The sequence below is a fragment of the Streptomyces spiramyceticus genome (genome assembly GCF_028807635.1).
In the GTDB taxonomy this organism is placed as follows: domain Bacteria; phylum Actinomycetota; class Actinomycetes; order Streptomycetales; family Streptomycetaceae; genus Streptomyces; species Streptomyces spiramyceticus.
Window position 1 is genome coordinate 3,535,259 of sequence record NZ_JARBAX010000001.1, and the last position, 15,204, is coordinate 3,550,462.

12 protein-coding genes and 1 pseudogene are annotated in these 15,204 nt (G+C 70.2%); 6 read left to right on the plus strand and 7 right to left on the minus strand.

The genetic code is table 11. The features are described from left to right. Nucleotides 1-19: 19 nt before the first annotated feature. Together PXH83_RS16070 and PXH83_RS16075 are read left to right on the plus strand one after the other, a co-directional pair. Nucleotides 20-973 (plus strand): NUDIX hydrolase, encoded by a 954-nt coding sequence (locus PXH83_RS16070; protein ID WP_274561008.1) that lies wholly within the window; start codon nt 20-22, stop codon nt 971-973. Then, complete coding sequence (locus PXH83_RS16075) at nt 966-1,796, plus strand: MBL fold metallo-hydrolase (protein ID WP_274561011.1); 831 nt, start codon at nt 966-968, stop codon at nt 1,794-1,796. The genes PXH83_RS16070 and PXH83_RS16075 overlap by 8 nt, the downstream gene beginning before the upstream one ends. Before the next feature lie 143 nt (nt 1,797-1,939). On the opposite strand, the gene PXH83_RS16080 is transcribed toward PXH83_RS16075, so the two are convergent. After that, complete coding sequence (locus PXH83_RS16080; RefSeq protein ID WP_014046869.1) at nt 1,940-2,614, minus strand: Crp/Fnr family transcriptional regulator; 675 nt, start codon at nt 2,612-2,614, stop codon at nt 1,940-1,942. Between the two features lie 347 nt (nt 2,615-2,961). Here PXH83_RS16080 and nth point away from each other — a divergent pair, with 347 nt between their 5' ends. From nth to PXH83_RS16100, 4 genes and pseudogenes are all read left to right on the plus strand, one after another. Then, entirely contained in the window at nt 2,962-3,729 is a 768-nt protein-coding gene (gene nth, locus PXH83_RS16085) for an endonuclease III (protein WP_420803226.1), read from the plus strand. Nucleotides 3,730-3,818: 89 nt separating this feature from the next. Next, entirely contained in the window at nt 3,819-4,550 is a 732-nt protein-coding gene (locus PXH83_RS16090; protein WP_274561016.1) for an NUDIX hydrolase, read from the plus strand. A gap of 13 nt (nt 4,551-4,563) precedes the next feature. Beyond that, a complete protein-coding gene (locus tag PXH83_RS16095; RefSeq protein WP_274561018.1) occupies nt 4,564-5,763 on the plus strand; it encodes a MarP family serine protease in 1,200 nt (399 codons plus the stop codon). Between the two features lie 13 nt (nt 5,764-5,776). Beyond that, nucleotides 5,777-7,135: pseudogene (locus tag PXH83_RS16100) on the plus strand (6-phospho-beta-glucosidase); the annotation flags it as partial. Between the two features lie 53 nt (nt 7,136-7,188). Here PXH83_RS16100 and PXH83_RS16105 read toward each other — a convergent pair. The 6 genes from PXH83_RS16105 to PXH83_RS16130 all read right to left on the minus strand — a co-directional run bounded on the left by PXH83_RS16105 (nt 7,189) and on the right by PXH83_RS16130 (nt 15,029). Continuing rightward, on the minus strand, nt 7,189-7,377 hold the full coding sequence (locus tag PXH83_RS16105; protein WP_274561023.1) for a hypothetical protein: 189 nt from the start codon (nt 7,375-7,377) through the stop codon (nt 7,189-7,191). A gap of 132 nt (nt 7,378-7,509) precedes the next feature. Further along, nucleotides 7,510-8,448, minus strand: a complete 939-nt coding sequence (locus PXH83_RS16110) for an alpha/beta fold hydrolase (protein WP_214921044.1) — start codon at nt 8,446-8,448, stop codon at nt 7,510-7,512. Next, the gene (locus tag PXH83_RS16115) at nt 8,445-8,903 is read right to left on the minus strand and encodes a phage holin family protein (protein WP_274561025.1); all 459 of its coding nucleotides are present in this window, start codon (nt 8,901-8,903) and stop codon (nt 8,445-8,447) included. Before PXH83_RS16115 ends, PXH83_RS16110 begins: the two co-directional genes overlap by 4 nt. Before the next feature lie 68 nt (nt 8,904-8,971). After that, the gene (nhaA, locus tag PXH83_RS16120) at nt 8,972-10,384 is read right to left on the minus strand and encodes a Na+/H+ antiporter NhaA (protein WP_274561026.1); all 1,413 of its coding nucleotides are present in this window, start codon (nt 10,382-10,384) and stop codon (nt 8,972-8,974) included. 248 nt (nt 10,385-10,632) lie between these two features. Continuing rightward, complete coding sequence (gene acs / locus PXH83_RS16125; protein ID WP_274561028.1) at nt 10,633-12,588, minus strand: acetate--CoA ligase; 1,956 nt, start codon at nt 12,586-12,588, stop codon at nt 10,633-10,635. Between the two features lie 161 nt (nt 12,589-12,749). After that, entirely contained in the window at nt 12,750-15,029 is a 2,280-nt protein-coding gene (locus tag PXH83_RS16130; RefSeq protein WP_274561029.1) for a bifunctional SulP family inorganic anion transporter/carbonic anhydrase, read from the minus strand. Nucleotides 15,030-15,204: the final 175 nt, after the last annotated feature.

The window sequence follows — 15,204 nt, forward strand, 5'->3', positions numbered from 1 at the left end:
TTGGTCGTAGCATCCGGCCATGTCCAATGGTCAGTGGTACCCACCCGAATGGCCCGACCGGATTCGCGCCCTGGCGAACGGTGACCTCACGGCCGCGACCCCGAAGCGGGCCGCGACCGTGATGCTGCTGCGGGACGGCGATTCGGGTCCCGCCGTACACATGCTGCGCAGACGCGCCTCCATGGCTTTCGCCGGAGGCGCGTACGCCTATCCGGGCGGCGGCGTCGACCCGCGCGACGACGACCACCAGGTGGGCTGGGCCGGGCCCTCGCTCGATGCCTGGGCGCTGCGTCTGGGCGTGGACCCGGCGTCGGCGCAGGCCATCGTGTGCGCGGCGGTGCGTGAGACGTACGAGGAGGCGGGCGTGCTGCTCGCCGGCCCGACGGCGGACACCGTGGTCAGCGACACCACGGGCGACGACTGGGAGGCGGACCGGCAGGCGCTGGTCGCCAAGGACCTGTCCTTCGCGGACTTCCTCCAGCGGCGGTCACTGGTGCTGCGCTCCGACCTGCTGGGCGCGTGGGCGCGCTGGATCACACCGGAGTTCGAGCCGAAGCGCTTCGACACGTGGTTCTTCGTGGCCGCGCTGCCGACGGGGCAGCGGACCCTCCCCCAAGCTCTCGACTCCGTTCGAGCAGGGGGAACCCCCATCCAAGCTCTCGACTCCGTTCGAGCAGGGGGGACCCCCATCGCTTCGTCCGAGGCCGACCTCGCGATCTGGATCACTCCGGCGGAGGCGGCCGCGGGCTACGACAAGGGCGAGCTGCTGATGATGCCGCCGACGATCTCGACGCTGCGCGCACTCCAGCCGTACGCAACGGCCGCCGAAGCCCTTGCGGGGGCGGCTGGGCAGGACATGACGCCCGTACTCGCGCAGGCGCGGCTGGTCGGCGACGAGCTGGTACTGAGCTGGCCGGGTCATGATGAGTTCACGAAGCACATCGCGACGGGGCGGGAGGTGCCGGATGAGTGACGCAGCCGCACTGCCGGGTCAGCCCCGTGGCGGGGTGCTCTCCGGGCCCGCCACCGACCGGGCGGTCAATGTCCTGGCGCCCAACGCCTCCGCGATGACGCTCGACGGCACCAATACGTGGATCGTCTCCGAGCCGGACTCGGATCTGGCGGTCGTCATCGACCCGGGGCCGCTCGACGACGTACACCTGCGGACCGTGATCGACACGGCGGAGAAGGCGGGCAAGCGCGTCGCGCTGACCCTCCTCACGCACGGGCACCCCGACCACGCGGAGGGCGCGGCGCGCTTCGCCGAGCTGACGCGTACCTCTGTACGGGCCCTGGATCCCGCGCTGCGGCTCGGGGACGAGGGGCTGGCGGCCGGGGAGGTGATCAGCACCGGGGGCTTGGAGATGCGCGTCGTGCCCACACCGGGGCACACCGCCGACTCGCTCTGCTTCCACCTGCCCGCCGACGGGGCCGTACTGACGGGGGACACGGTCCTCGGGCGCGGCACGACGGTCGTGGCGCACCCGGACGGGCGGCTCGGGGACTACCTCGACTCGCTGCGGCGGCTGCGCTCCCTGGCGGTCGACGACGGGGTGCACACCGTGCTGCCGGGGCACGGGCCCGTACTGGAAGACGCCCAGGGCGTGATCGAGTACTACCTTGCGCACCGCGCGCACCGGCTCGCGCAGGTCGAGACGGCCGTCGAGAGCGGGTATGCCAGCGCGTCGGCGGTGGTGGCCCATGTGTATGCGGACGTGGACCGGTCGCTGTGGCCGGCGGCGGAGCTCTCGGTGCTTGCGCAGCTGGAGTATCTGCGGGAGCACGGCCTGATCTAGGACGCGCGGACGTAGGACGCGCGGACGAGCTGATCCGGCGGGCAGGCGCGGGGCCTGACAGTACGCCGTATGCACGCGAAAGGGCCGCCCCCCTGGTGTTCCAGTGGGCGGCCCTTTCCGCGGTCGTACGGGCGCGTCGCGTACTAGCGCGAGCGCTTCGCGAGGCGCTCCACGTCCAGAAGGATCACCGCGCGCGCCTCCAGGCGCAGCCAGCCGCGGCCCGCGAAGTCCGCGAGGGCCTTGTTGACCGTCTCGCGGGACGCGCCGACCAGCTGGGCCAGCTCTTCCTGCGTCAGGTCGTGCACGACGTGGATGCCCTCCTCCGACTGCACACCGAAGCGGCGCGACAGGTCGAGGAGCGCGCGGGCCACGCGGCCCGGCACGTCGGAGAAGACCAGGTCGGACATCTGGTCGTTGGTCTTGCGCAGTCGGCGGGCGACGGCGCGGAGGAGGGCCGTGGCCACCTCCGGGCGGGCGTTCAGCCAGGGCTGGAGGTCGCCGTGGCCGAGGCCGAGCAGCTTGACCTCGGTCAAGGCTGTTGCCGTGGCCGTACGTGGGCCCGGGTCGAAGAGCGACAGCTCACCGATCAGCTCACCGGGGCCGAGCACGGCCAGCATGTTCTCGCGGCCGTCGGGGGAGGTGCGGTGCAGCTTCACCTTGCCCTCGGTCACCACGTACAGGCGGTCGCCGGGGTCGCCCTCGTGGAAGAGGGCGTCGCCGCGAGCGAGCGTCACCTCACTCATCGAGGCGCGGAGCTCCGCGGCCTGCTCGTCATCGAGCGCCGCGAAGAGCGGGGCGCGCCGCAGAACGTCGTCCACGAGTTCTCTCCTTGTCGACCTGCTCAGGGGGACCGTGGTCACCATGATGCCGGACGGTAAAACAGTGCGATCAATCACAAGTTTGACGTACCGGCGTGCCGGACTGTGCGGCAGGGGGCCGATTGGGTTGGCAATTGGCTGTGACCGGGGCGGATGTCCGTGCCGGGCTTTAGGCTGGCCGGGTGTCCAAAACGCCGGTGAGAGCGCAGGCCAAGGGGGCCGGACAGGTGACTGAAGGCCGTAATTCCGCTGTGGGCGAACAGTCCCCGGCTCAGCCCAAGCATGCCGCAAAAGTACCCAAATTGCCCAAGGCGGCAAAGAGCCCCGCGCCCGAGTCGCGCCTGGCCATGGTCCGCCGCGCCCGCCGGATCAACCGTGAACTGGCCGAGGTCTATCCCTACGCCCATCCCGAGCTCGACTTCGAGAACGCGTTCGAGCTGCTGGTCGCCACGGTCCTCTCCGCCCAGACCACCGACCTGCGCGTCAACCAGACAACGCTGGCGCTCTTCGCCAAGTACCCGACGCCCGAGGACATGGCGGCAGCGGACCCGGAGGAGCTGGAGCAGATCATCCGGCCGACGGGCTTCTTCCGCGCCAAGGCCCGGGCGCTGCTTGGCCTGTCAGCGGCCATCAGGGACAACTTCGGCGGCGAGGTCCCCGGCCGCCTGAAGGACCTGGTCTCGCTGCCCGGCGTCGGGCGCAAGACGGCGTTCGTCGTGCTCGGCAACGCGTTCGGAGTGCCGGGCATCACCGTCGACACGCACTTCATGCGGCTCGCCCGGCGCTGGAAGTGGACCGACCAGGACGACCCCGTGAAGATCGAGGCCAAGATCGCCGAGATCTTCCCCAAGAGCGAGTGGACGATGCTCTCGCACCGCGTGATCTTCCACGGCCGCCGCGTCTGCCATTCGCGCAGGCCGGCGTGCGGCGCCTGCCCGATCGCGCATCTGTGCCCCTCGTACGGTGAGGGCGAGACGGATCCCGAGAAGGCCAAGAAGCTCCTCAAGTACGAGATGGGGGGCCAGCCGGGGCAGCGGCTGAAGCCCCCGGCGGCGTATGTGGAAGCGGGAGGTGCTCCCGGGAAGCCGGCGCCGCCCGTGGGCGAGGCCGGGTGACGGCACTACGCGGCCGGATTGCGCGGCCGCGGACGGCATTACGCGGAACCATCCGGCCCGTGACGGGCGTTGTGACGACGGGGGTGCCTATGACACGTGGGAGCGAGACGTACGACGGCAGGACGGCCGAGGCGGCCGGGCTGCCCGAGGTCACCGTGACGAGCCGTGGGCTGCCCGAGTGGCTCGAACCGGTGGAGCGTGTCGCCCGGTCCGTACGCCCCGAACAGCTCAGCCGCTTCCTGCCGCCCGAAAGCGGTGCGGGGCGCCAGTCGGCCGTACTGATCCTGTTCGGCGAGGGCAGCAGCGAGAACGGCGGGCCCGAGCTGCTGCTCATGGAACGGGCAGGCAGCCTGCGCTCGCACGCCGGGCAGCTGAGCTTTCCCGGCGGCGCCCTCGATCCCGTCGACGGCGACCCGGAGACGGCCGGACCCCTGCGGGCGGCGCTCCGCGAGGCCGAGGAGGAGACCGGACTCGACCCCTCCGGCGTCCAGATCTTCGGCGTGCTGCCGCGCCTCTACATCCCGGTCAGCAGCTTCGTCGTGACGCCAGTCCTCGGCTGGTGGCGCGAGCCGAGCCCGGTCGGCGTGGTCGATACGGCCGAGACGGCCAGCGTTTTCACGGTCCCCGTGGCGCATCTCACGGACCCGGCCAACCGCGTGACGAGCGTGCACCCGCGCGGCCACACCGGACCGGCATTCCTCGTCGAATCCGCCCTGGTCTGGGGTTTCACAGCGGGCGTCATCGACAAGATCCTTCACTTCGCGGGCTGGGAGCGGCCCTGGGACCGCTCCCGTCAGGTCCCGCTCGACTGGCACGCATGACAGGGTGGCTCACGTGAACGTCCTGGACATCGTGTTGCTGGTCGCGGCGGTTTGGTTCGCGATCGTCGGATATCGGCAGGGATTCGTCGTCGGAATCCTGTCGGTGATCGGCTTCCTCGGCGGCGGCCTCGTCGCGGTCTATCTGCTTCCCTTCCTCTGGGACCAGCTGACCGACGGCTCCGAGGTCAGCTCGACAGCCGCCGTCGTAGCGGTCATCGTCGTGATCGTGTGTGCCTCGGTGGGCCAGGCCTTCACCACCCACCTCGGCAACAAGCTCCGCAGACACATCACCTGGTCGCCCGCCCGCGCCCTGGACGCCTCCGGCGGCGCGCTGGTCAACGTCGTCGCGATGCTGCTGGTCGCCTGGCTGATCGGCTCCGCGCTCGCCGGTACCTCCCTGCCCACGCTGGGCAAAGAGGTCCGTAACTCCAAGGTGCTCCTCGGCGTCTCGCGTGTGATGCCCGAGCAGGCGGACACCTGGTTCACGGACTTCAGCTCGGTCCTCGCGCAGAACGGCTTCCCGCAGGTCTTCAGCCCCTTCTCCAACGAGCCGATCACCGAGGTCCGGGCCCCGGACCCGGCGCTGGCGGGCAGCCCCGTGGCCGCCCGCGCCAAGAAGTCCATCGTCAAGGTCGTCGGCACGGCCCAGAGCTGCGGCAAGGTCCTCGAAGGCACCGGTTTCGTCTTCGACAACCGCCGCGTCATGACCAACGCCCATGTCGTCGGCGGCGTCGACGAGCCGACCGTCCAGATAGGCGGCGAGGGCAGGCGGTACGACGCCACGGTGGTGCTCTACGACTGGGAGCGCGACATCGCGGTCCTGGACGTGCCGAGCCTTCGGGCACCGGCGCTCCAGTTCACCAGCACCGACGCCCGCAGTGGCGACGACGCGATCGTCGCGGGCTTCCCGGAGAACGGCGCGTACGACGTGCGCTCCGCCCGCGTCCGCGGCCGGATCAACGCCAACGGCCCGGACATCTACCACCGGGACACGGTCCGCCGTGACGTCTACTCGCTCTTCGCCACGGTCCGTCAGGGCAACTCGGGCGGCCCGCTGCTCACCCCCGACGGCAAGGTGTACGGCGTCGTGTTCGCCAAGTCCCTGGACGACCCCGACACCGGTTACGCCCTGACGGCCGACGAGGTCCGCGAGGACATCCGTCTCGGCCGGGCCGCCAACCAGCAGGTCGACAGCCAGGGATGCGCGCTCTGAGAGGCCTTCACACATGCGTCTGACGATCCTGGGCGGCGGCGGCTTCCGCGTCCCTCTCGTGTACGGGGCGCTGCTGCGCGACCGTGCCGAGGGCCGCGTCACCCACGTCACCCTGCACGACCTGGACCCGGCCCGCCTGACAGCCATCGCCCGGGTCCTCGCCGACCAGGCCGACGGGGTTACGGACGCCCCGGCCGCGCCGTCTGTGAGTGTCACGACCGACCTCGACGACGCCCTGCGCGGCGCCGACTTCGTCTTCTCCGCGATCCGGGTGGGCGGCCTGGAGGGCAGGGCGGCCGACGAGCGCATCGCCCTCGCCGAGGGCGTCCTGGGCCAGGAGACGGTCGGCGCGGGCGGCATCGCGTACGGACTGCGTACGGTCCCGGTGGCCGTCGACATCGCGCGTCGCGTGGCGCGGCTCGCCCCCGACGCCTGGGTCATCAACTTCACCAACCCGGCGGGCCTCGTCACGGAGGCGATGTCCCGCCACCTCGGCGAGCGCGTCATCGGCATCTGCGACTCGCCCGTGGGCCTCGGCCGCCGCGTCGCCCGCGTCCTCGGCGCCGACCCCGCGCGGACACGGCTCGACTACGTGGGCCTGAACCATCTCGGCTGGCTCCGCGGCCTGTACGCCGACGACGCCCCCGACCACGACTTGCTGCCGGCCCTGTTCGCCGACGAAAGCGCCCTGACCTCCTTCGAGGAGGGCAAGCTCTTCGGCGCCGACTGGCTGCGCTCGCTGGGCTCGGTGCCCAACGAGTACCTGCACTACTACTACTTCAACCGCGAGGCGGTCACCGCCTACCGCGAGGCGAAGCAGACCCGAGGCGCCTTCCTCCGCGACCAGCAGGCACGCTTCTACGACGACATGGCGGACCGCACCTCCGGCGCCCTGGCCGCGTGGGACCGTACGCGCGCCGAGCGGGAAGCGACGTACATGGCGGAGAACCGGGAGGCGGCGGGCGCGGGGGAACGTGCCGCCGACGACCTGGAGTCAGGCGGCTACGAGTACGTCGCGCTGGCCCTGATGCGGGCCATCGCGCGCGACGAGCGCACCACGCTCATCCTCAACGTCCGCAACGGCGCCACACTCTCCGTGCTCGACGAGGCAGCCGTCATCGAAGTCCCGTGCCTGGTCGATGCGACCGGAGCCCGGCCCGTAACCCCTGTTTCGCCGCTGACGGGCCATGAGGCGGGCCTGGTGGCCGCCGTCAAGGCCGTCGAGCGGTGCGTACTGGAGGCGGGGGAGAGCGGGTCGGAGCGTGCGGCGGTGAAGGCGTTCGCCCTGCACCCGCTCGTCGACTCCGTCCAGGTGGCGCGGCGGCTGCTGGAGGGCTACCGCAGCGCGCACCCGGGACTCGGCTACCTCAGGCGCGACACTCGCGACACTCGGGATATTCGCGACACCCGAGACGCTCGCGACGCTCAGTCGCGAGGATGACGGAGCCGCGCCGAGACCCAGCGGGCCCGGCGGCGGAGAATGCGTGGAATGCCCATTGCCCGGGGAGGCGGGCCGTGGCCCTGATCCTGCGGACCGCCCCCTTCGTGGGTGCTCAGCGCTGTGGCGGAGCGGCGGTTGCGTGCTGCGTCACCGTAGTCGTGCGTCCAGCCCATACCCCGACGTTTGCCCGTGCCCCAAGGTCCGTAATCGCTTCGGGGGCGGCCAATTGGCCTATGCGCCAGGCAATTGGCTGTTCGTAGGACAAGCGTTCAACTTTGCTTACTGGTCGCGTTCAGCGGTCGGCCTCACCGGTCGGGTTCGGGATCCTTCAGCCAGTTCACCAGCTCCGTCGAGAACGCCACCGGATCCTCCTCGTGCGGGAAGTGTCCGAGACCGTCGAACAGCCGCCACCGGTACGGCGCTTCGACGTACTCCCCGGAGCCCGCCGCGCTGCGTGTGCGCATCACCGGGTCCAGCGAGCCGTGCAGATGCAGCGTCGGCACCCGTACAGGACGCTTCATGCGCCGGTTGAACTGGATGCCGTCCGGCCGTGCCATCGACCGCACCATCCACCGGTACGGCTCGATCGAGCAGTGCGCCGTCGACGGGATCGACATCGCCCGCCGGTATACGTCGACGTCCTCGTCCTCCGGCAGCCGCGGCCCCGACCAGTCGCGGATCAGCCGCCCCACCAACGCCGAGTCGTCCGCGACGAGCTGACGCTCGGGCAGCCAGGGACGCTGGAATCCCCAGACGTACGATCCCGCCCGCGACTGCGAGACGTCGGACAGCATCGCCGAGCGCCAGCGCCGCGGATGCGGCATCGAGGACACCGCGAGCCGCCGCACCAGCTTGGGCCGCATCACGGCCGCGGTCCACGCCAGGTAACCGCCCAGGTCGTGCCCGACGAGCGCAGCGTCCGGCTCCCCGAGTGAGCGCACCACGCCGGTGATGTCGAGCGCGAGGTTCGCCGGGTCGTAACCTCGGGGCGTACGGTCGCTGCCGCCCACGCCCCGCAGATCCATCGCGACAGCCCGGAATCCGGCGTCGGCGAGCGCGGTCAGCTGGTGCCGCCACGTCCACCAGAACTGCGGGAAGCCGTGCAGCAGAAGCACCAGCGGCCCGTCACCGGCTTCCACGATGTGGAAGCGCGCGCCATTGGCCGCGACGTCCCGGTGGGTCCATGGACCATCGGGACGTACGACAGAAGCTGGCGTGCCGGAGCCGTTATCAGGGGCGGTCATGAGGTCGAGCGTGCCACAACCTCGCCCTTGACACCGACCTGGCGGGGGTGCGGCTTGACGCTCTGGAGTACGGCGGCGGTCTGCTTGGCCGAAGAGATGGACTTCTCCGGCGGCTTGACCTTCTTGAACTTCGAGACGGCCAGCAGCGCCAGGAGTCCTGCCAGCAGCAGAAACGCTCCGCCCACGATCAGGAACGACCAGGCGAGCCCGAGCCCCAGGTTGTGGATGCCGTACGCCGCGGCGAAGCTCAGCACCGGCAGGGAGAAGAGCGCGAACACCCCCGCGATCCCAATGGCGGTGCCGCCCAAGCCGACGCGCTTGACGTCCTGCCGCAGTTCGGCCTTGGCCAGCGCGATCTCGTCGTGGATCAGGCCGGACATTTCCGCGGTCGCCGATGCGACCAACTGGCCGAGGCTGCGGTCGACATTGTCAGCGGTGCGGACGGGGTCGCTCATCGCTCTCTCCCTCTTCTCGTCTGCATCCACATCCACAACCACATGCAGATGGTGGATCTGATGTCAGATCATGCCGGACTGTCGTTGTTGGTGCGTGATGCACCCGCGAGTTCCGCCAGCCGTCGGTGCTCCGCGGCCTTCGCCTCGTGGATCGCGGCCATCCGCAGGTGGTACGCGGGCTCGTCCTGCTCGTAGATGTCCGGAATGCCGTCGTGGTCCTCGTCGCGCTCCTCCTCCTCGCAGAGCGCGCGGTACCTGCGTACCCGCAGCTTGAGCAGGATCCCGGAGAGTACGGCGGCGATCAGCGACCCGATGAGTACGGAGGCCTTGACCTGGTCGGTCAGCCCGGCGTCACCCGCGAAGGCGAGTTCGCCGATGAGCAGCGAGACGGTGAAGCCGATGCCGGCCAGCGCGGCGACGGCGAAGACGTCGGGCCAGGCCAGGTCGTCGTTGAGTTCGGCCTTGGTGAAGCGGGCCGCCAGCCACGTACCGCCGAAGATGCCGACGGCCTTGCCGACCACCAGGCCGAGGACGACGCCGAGGGTCTCCGGCCGGGTGAACACCTCGCCGACCGCGTTGCCGGAGATGGTGACACCGGCGGAGAAGAGTGCGAACAGCGGCACGGCGAGGCCGGCCGAGACGGGACGTACGAGGTGCTCGATGTGCTCGCCGGGGGAGTGCGCCTCGTCGGCGTCCTTGGTACAGCGCAGCATCAGGCCCATCGCGACACCGGCGATGGTGGCGTGGACGCCGCTGTTGTACATCAGGCCCCAGATGACCAGGGCGAGCGGTACGTAGATGTACCAGCCGCGCACGCGCTTGCGCAGCAGCACCCAGAAGACGGCGAGACCGGCGACGGCGCCGCCGAGCGCGGCGAAGTTGAGGTCGCTGGTGAAGAAGACCGCGATGATCAGGATCGCGAAGAGGTCGTCCACGACGGCCAGGGTGAGGAGGAAGGCGCGCAGCGCGGACGGCAGCGAGGTGCCGATGACCGCGAGGACGGCGAGTGCGAAGGCGATGTCGGTGGCGGTGGGGACGGCCCAGCCGTCCATGGAGCCGTCGCCGATGACGTTGACCAGGGCGTACACAAGGGCGGGTGCGGCCATGCCGGACAGCGCGGCTATGACGGGGAGGGCGGCGGCTTTCGGGTCGCGCAGTTCACCGGCGACCAGCTCACGCTTGAGCTCGATGCCGGCGACGAAGAAGAACACGGCGAGCAGACCGTCGGCCGCCCAGTGCTGGACGGAGAGGTCGAGGCCGAGCGAGGCAGGTCCGATGTGGAAGCTGCGTATGGACTCGTAGCTCTCGCTGAGCGTGGTGTTTGCCCAGATCAGCGCGGCGATCGCGGCCACGAGAAGGAGCACGCCACCGACGGTCTCGGCGCGCAGTGCGTCCGCGAGGAAGGTGCGCTCGGGGAGTGAGAGGCGTCCGAGGAATTTGCGCTGGTTGGACGGGGTGGGCGTGCGGGTGGGCGCGGGCACGGGCGAGGACCTCCGGTCGGGTGGGCAGCATGAAGCACGTTGCCGACCAGACTTCCCGGCGCACCTGTCGAGTATTGACGCGTTCCTGACGCAGCCAACACTCTACCGGGGGCGCGCAAGGGCATATCCGGCGATCTTCACCATACGAGGAGGAAGGGCACCCGGCGCGCGGAGCCGGATGCCCTTCCTCTGGTTGCGCTCTTGGTTGTGCTTTTGGTCGTGCTTTTGCTTGTGCTTTTGTGACCAGGTCAGTCCTCGCTGCCCGCGCTAGGCAGCTTGGTCTGGATCAGGTCCATGACCGAGGAGTCGGTGAGAGTCGTGACGTCGCCCAGCTGGCGGTTCTCCGCGACGTCGCGGAGCAGTCGCCGCATGATCTTGCCGGAGCGCGTCTTGGGCAGTTCGGCCACCGGGAGAATGCGCTTGGGCTTGGCGATCGGGCCGAGGGTGGTGCCGACGTGGTTGCGGAGCTCGGTGACGAGGCCGTCCGACTCGGCCGCCGTACCGCGCAGGATCACGAAGGCGACGATGGCCTGGCCGGTGGTCTCGTCGGCCGCGCCGACGACGGCCGCCTCGGCGACGGAGGGGTGCGAGACGAGGGCCGACTCGACCTCGGTGGTCGAGATGTTGTGGCCGGACACCAGCATTACGTCATCCACCCGGCCGAGCAGCCAGATGTCGCCGTCATCGTCCTTCTTGGCGCCGTCGCCCGCGAAGTACTTGCCCTCGAAGCGCGACCAGTAGGTGTCGATGAAGCGCTGGTCGTCGCCCCAGATCGTACGGAGCATCGACGGCCACGGCTCGGTGAGGACCAGGTAGCCACCGCCGCCGTCGGGCACCTCGTTCGCCTCGTCGTCGACGACGGTGGCGGAGATGCCGGGCAGGGCGCGCTGGGCCGATCCGGGCTTGGTCTCGGTGACGCCGGGCAGCGGCGAGATCATCATCGCGCCCGTCTCGGTCTGCCACCAGGTGTCCACGATCGGCGTCTTGCCGGCGCCGATGTGCTCGCGGTACCAGATCCATGCCTCGGGGTTGATCGGCTCGCCGACCGAGCCGAGGACCCGGAGGCTGGACAGGTCGAACTTGGCGGGGATGTCGTCTCCCCACTTCATGAACGTACGGATCGCGGTCGGCGCGGTGTAGAGGATCGTGACGCCGTACTTCTGGATAATTTCCCAGAAGCGGCCCTGGTGGGGGGTGTCGGGCGTGCCCTCGTAGATGACCTGCGTCGCGCCGTTGGCCAACGGCCCGTACACGATGTACGAATGCCCGGTCACCCAGCCGATGTCGGCCGTGCACCAGAAGACGTCGGTCTCCGGCTTGAGGTCGAATACGGCGTTGTGGGTGTACGCGGTCTGGGTGAGGTATCCGCCGGAGGTGTGCAGGATGCCCTTCGGCTTACCCGTCGTACCGGACGTGTACAGGATGAAGAGCGGCTGCTCGGCCTCGAAGGCCTCCGGCGTGTGCTCGGCGGACTGGCGGGCGACGATGTCGTGCCACCAGACGTCCCGGCCCTCGGTGAAGGCGGTGTCCTGGCCCGTACGCCGGACCACCAGGACGTGCTCGACCTGCGGGCACTTGGCGACGGCCTCGTCGATGGCGGGCTTGAGCGCGGACGGCTTGCCGCGCCGGTAGCCGCCGTCGGAGGTGATGACGAGCTTGGCGTCGGCGTCCTGGATGCGGGAGGCGACGGCGTCGGCCGAGAAGCCGCCGAAGACGACCGAGTGCGCGGCGCCGATGCGGGCACAGGCCAGCATCGCCACGACTGCCTCGGGAATCATCGGCAGATAGACGGCGACCCGGTCGCCCTTCTGGACGCCCAGCTCGGTCAGGGCGTTCGCGGCACGCGACACCTCGTCCTTGAGCTCGGCGTAGGTGATCGCGCGGCTGTCGCCCGGCTCACCCTCGAAGTGGATGGCGACGCGGTCGCCGTTGCCGGCCTCGACGTGGCGGTCCACGCAGTTGTACGCGACGTTGAGCTTGCCGTCGGCGAACCATTTCGCGAACGGCGGGTTCGACCAGTCGAGGGTCTCGGTCGGCTCGGTGGCCCAGGTGAGCCGCCGGGCCTGCTCGGCCCAGAAGCCCAGCCTGTCCGCCTCGGCCTGCTCGTACGCCTCCGCCGTGACATTGGCGTTCGCGGCCAGCTCGGCAGGCGGCGCGAAGCGGCGCTCCTCTTTCAAGAGGTTGGCCAGGCTTTCGTTGCTCACGACATCTCCCTTTCCCAGGGCGTCCGGTGTGTCCCGTGCCTAGCTCATCAGTCCCGTGCCCGGGTGACAAGAGCCTTCCGGGAATTGGTTTAGACCTCTGAGCTGCGGCAGACCGCATCCGAGAGGGCCATACGGTCTCACGTACGGGGGGCCTGTCCGGTTCAGGCACGCGAATCTTCGAGTGCCGCGGGGCCGATGCGGTCGAAGACCTCGGCCGTTTCGCCGGTCCGGGAGCCGTCCTCCAGCAGGTACGCCTGGGCCTCGCCGACATGGAAGTACATGCCGTGCAGTTCGAGCGTGCCTTCGGCGAGCCGCCGCCGCACCGCCTCGTGCATGCGCAGGTGCTCCAACTGCTGGACCACATTGGTCAGGCAGAGCTGCTCGATCGCATCGGTCGGCAGCCGTCCGGAGATCCTTGCCCACGAGTGGTGCCTGCTCTTCATCCGCTGCAGGCTGGGCAGTCCGTGCTGAAGCCAGCGCCGCAGCGGTGTCTGCCCGGCGCCCGGCGTATCGAGGGGCGTGTCGAGCGGCGTATTGAGCAGGGCCTGCATCGCGCCGCAGCCGGAGTGGCCGCAGATGGTGATGGTCTCCACCTGGAGCACGTCCACGGCGTATTCGACGGCCGCGCCGACCGAGTCGTCCGAACTCTCCGCGCCGGGCGGCGGAACGAGATTACCCACGTTCCGTACGGTGAAGAGGTCACCGGGACCGCTGGCCGTGATCATGCTCGTGACGAGCCGGGAGTCGGCGCAGGTAATGAAGAGCTGCGACGGCTGCTGCCCCTCGCGGGCGAGGCGGGCCAGCTCTTCGCGCACCAGCGGCGCCGTATTGCGCTGGAACGCGCTGACCCCGCTGGCGAGTTGGCCGCTGCCGGTTCGGCCGCCCGGCGCGACGGGCGGGGTGGCCGCGTGGTCGTCGCAGTGGTGGTTGCGCCAGGGTGTCCAAGGCCGGCAGCAGATGTGGGCGGCCGTGGCGGGTCCCGAGAACTTGCCCGAGCGCCCGGCGACCTCGACCCGGCCGCCGTGCGCGACATGCGAGTCCTGCCAGTCCTGGAGCGCTTCGTACGCCGCGTGGTCCATGAAGGACCCGTCCAATTCGACGACGACGTCGGTGCCTTGCGGGACCTGGTTGAGTGTCCGGCTCAGGCGGGGAACGGCCAGAAAGGTCAACTGACCGCGAACCCGCACATGCTGGACGCCGTCCGGCGTCGTCTCGGTGGTGATGCGCGTCTTGGCCAGCCGGTGCAGCGCGACCCCGACCGCGACCGCGCCGCCGATCGCCACGCCTTCCAGTACGCCCGCGAGCACGACGGCGGCCAGTGTCACGGCGTACACCAGCATTTCGCGGTGGCGTGTCACGGTCCTGAGGTGGGTGATGCTCACCATCTGGACGCCTACGACCATCACCAGCGCGGCCAGGGCGGCCAGTGGGATCAGGTCGAGGACAGGCACGAGGAGCAGGGCCGCGATCACGATCCACAGGCCGTGCAGCATGGTGGAGTGCCGGCTGACTCCGCCCGCCGCCACGTTCGCGGCGCTGCGGACGGCGACTCCGGTGACGGGCAGTCCGCCGAGCGCGCCCGAGACGATGTTGGCCGCGCCCTGCCCGGCCAGCTCCCGGTCGAGGTCTGCACGCGGAATCCTGACCGTCGGACGCTTGCGGGCGGCCACCAGCTTGTCGACGGCGACGGCGGACAGCAGGGACTCGACGCTGCCCACCAGGGTGATGGTGAGCACAGCCGCGAGAATGCCGAGAACCGGGCCTTCGGGCAGCTCGGGCAGGGCGTGGCTGCGCCAGGACGGCAGGTCGACGCGCGGCAGGCTCAGCCCGGCGAACGCCGCGACGGCGGTGGCGGCGGCCACCGCGGCGAGGGCGGCCGGGATTTTCCGGACCATCCGGCCCGTACGCCCCGGAACGCGTGGCCAGAGCAGCAGGACGGCGATGGTCAGGGCGCTCACGGAGAGCGCGACGGGGTGCAGGTCGGCCAACTGGGCGGGCAGGCCCCGGACGTTGTCGACGGCCGAGCTCTGCGGCGTGCCGCCGAGGACGATGTGCAATTGGGCGAGGGCGATGGTGACGCCGATGCCGGCCAGCATGCCGTGCACGATCGCCGGGCTGACGGCGAGGGCGGAGCGGGCTACCCGCACGGCGGACAGGGCCAGTTGGGCGACACCGGCGAGGACGGTGATGGCGCACGTGGTGCGCCAGCCGTAGTGCTGGATCAGCTCGGCAGTGACTACTGTGAGCCCGGCGGCGGGCCCGCTGACCAGCAGCGGAGCACCGCCGAACCGGCCGGCCACGATGCCGCCGACGGCGGCGGCGACGAGGCCGGCCTGGAGTGGTGAGCCGGTGGCGAGGGCGATGCCGAGGGATAGCGGCAGCGCGATCAGAAACACGGAGATCGATGCGGAGACATCCGCGGTGGTGGGGCAGGCAGGCATAGTTCCCGTCTCCTCCGGGGCAGCGCGGTCGCGGAACGTGGGACGCGGCCGTGGGTCACGGCATGCAGCGGCGGGATTTCTCAACTCTCGGTAAATGAATCGTAATGCAGAGTAAAGAGCGAAGGGGTGATTTCCGGCGCATATGGGTCAGCCATTCACCCGATCCGGTGATTAA

What these genes read in the sequence shown, in the direction of transcription:
- PXH83_RS16070 (WP_274561008.1), top strand. Translation starts at nt 20, where the DNA reads ATGTCCAATGGTCAGTGGTACCCACCCGAATGGCCCGACCGGATTCGC.
- PXH83_RS16105 (WP_274561023.1), bottom strand. Translation starts at nt 7,377, where the DNA reads ATGGGCTGGACGCACGACTACGGTGACGCAGCACGCAACCGCCGCTCC.
- PXH83_RS16130 (WP_274561029.1), bottom strand. Translation starts at nt 15,029, where the DNA reads ATGCCTGCCTGCCCCACCACCGCGGATGTCTCCGCATCGATCTCCGTG.
- PXH83_RS16090 (WP_274561016.1), top strand. Translation starts at nt 3,819, where the DNA reads ATGACACGTGGGAGCGAGACGTACGACGGCAGGACGGCCGAGGCGGCC.
- nth (WP_420803226.1), top strand. Translation starts at nt 2,962, where the DNA reads ATGGTCCGCCGCGCCCGCCGGATCAACCGTGAACTGGCCGAGGTCTAT.
- PXH83_RS16075 (WP_274561011.1), top strand. Translation starts at nt 966, where the DNA reads ATGAGTGACGCAGCCGCACTGCCGGGTCAGCCCCGTGGCGGGGTGCTC.
- PXH83_RS16115 (WP_274561025.1), bottom strand. Translation starts at nt 8,903, where the DNA reads ATGAGCGACCCCGTCCGCACCGCTGACAATGTCGACCGCAGCCTCGGC.
- PXH83_RS16110 (WP_214921044.1), bottom strand. Translation starts at nt 8,448, where the DNA reads ATGACCGCCCCTGATAACGGCTCCGGCACGCCAGCTTCTGTCGTACGT.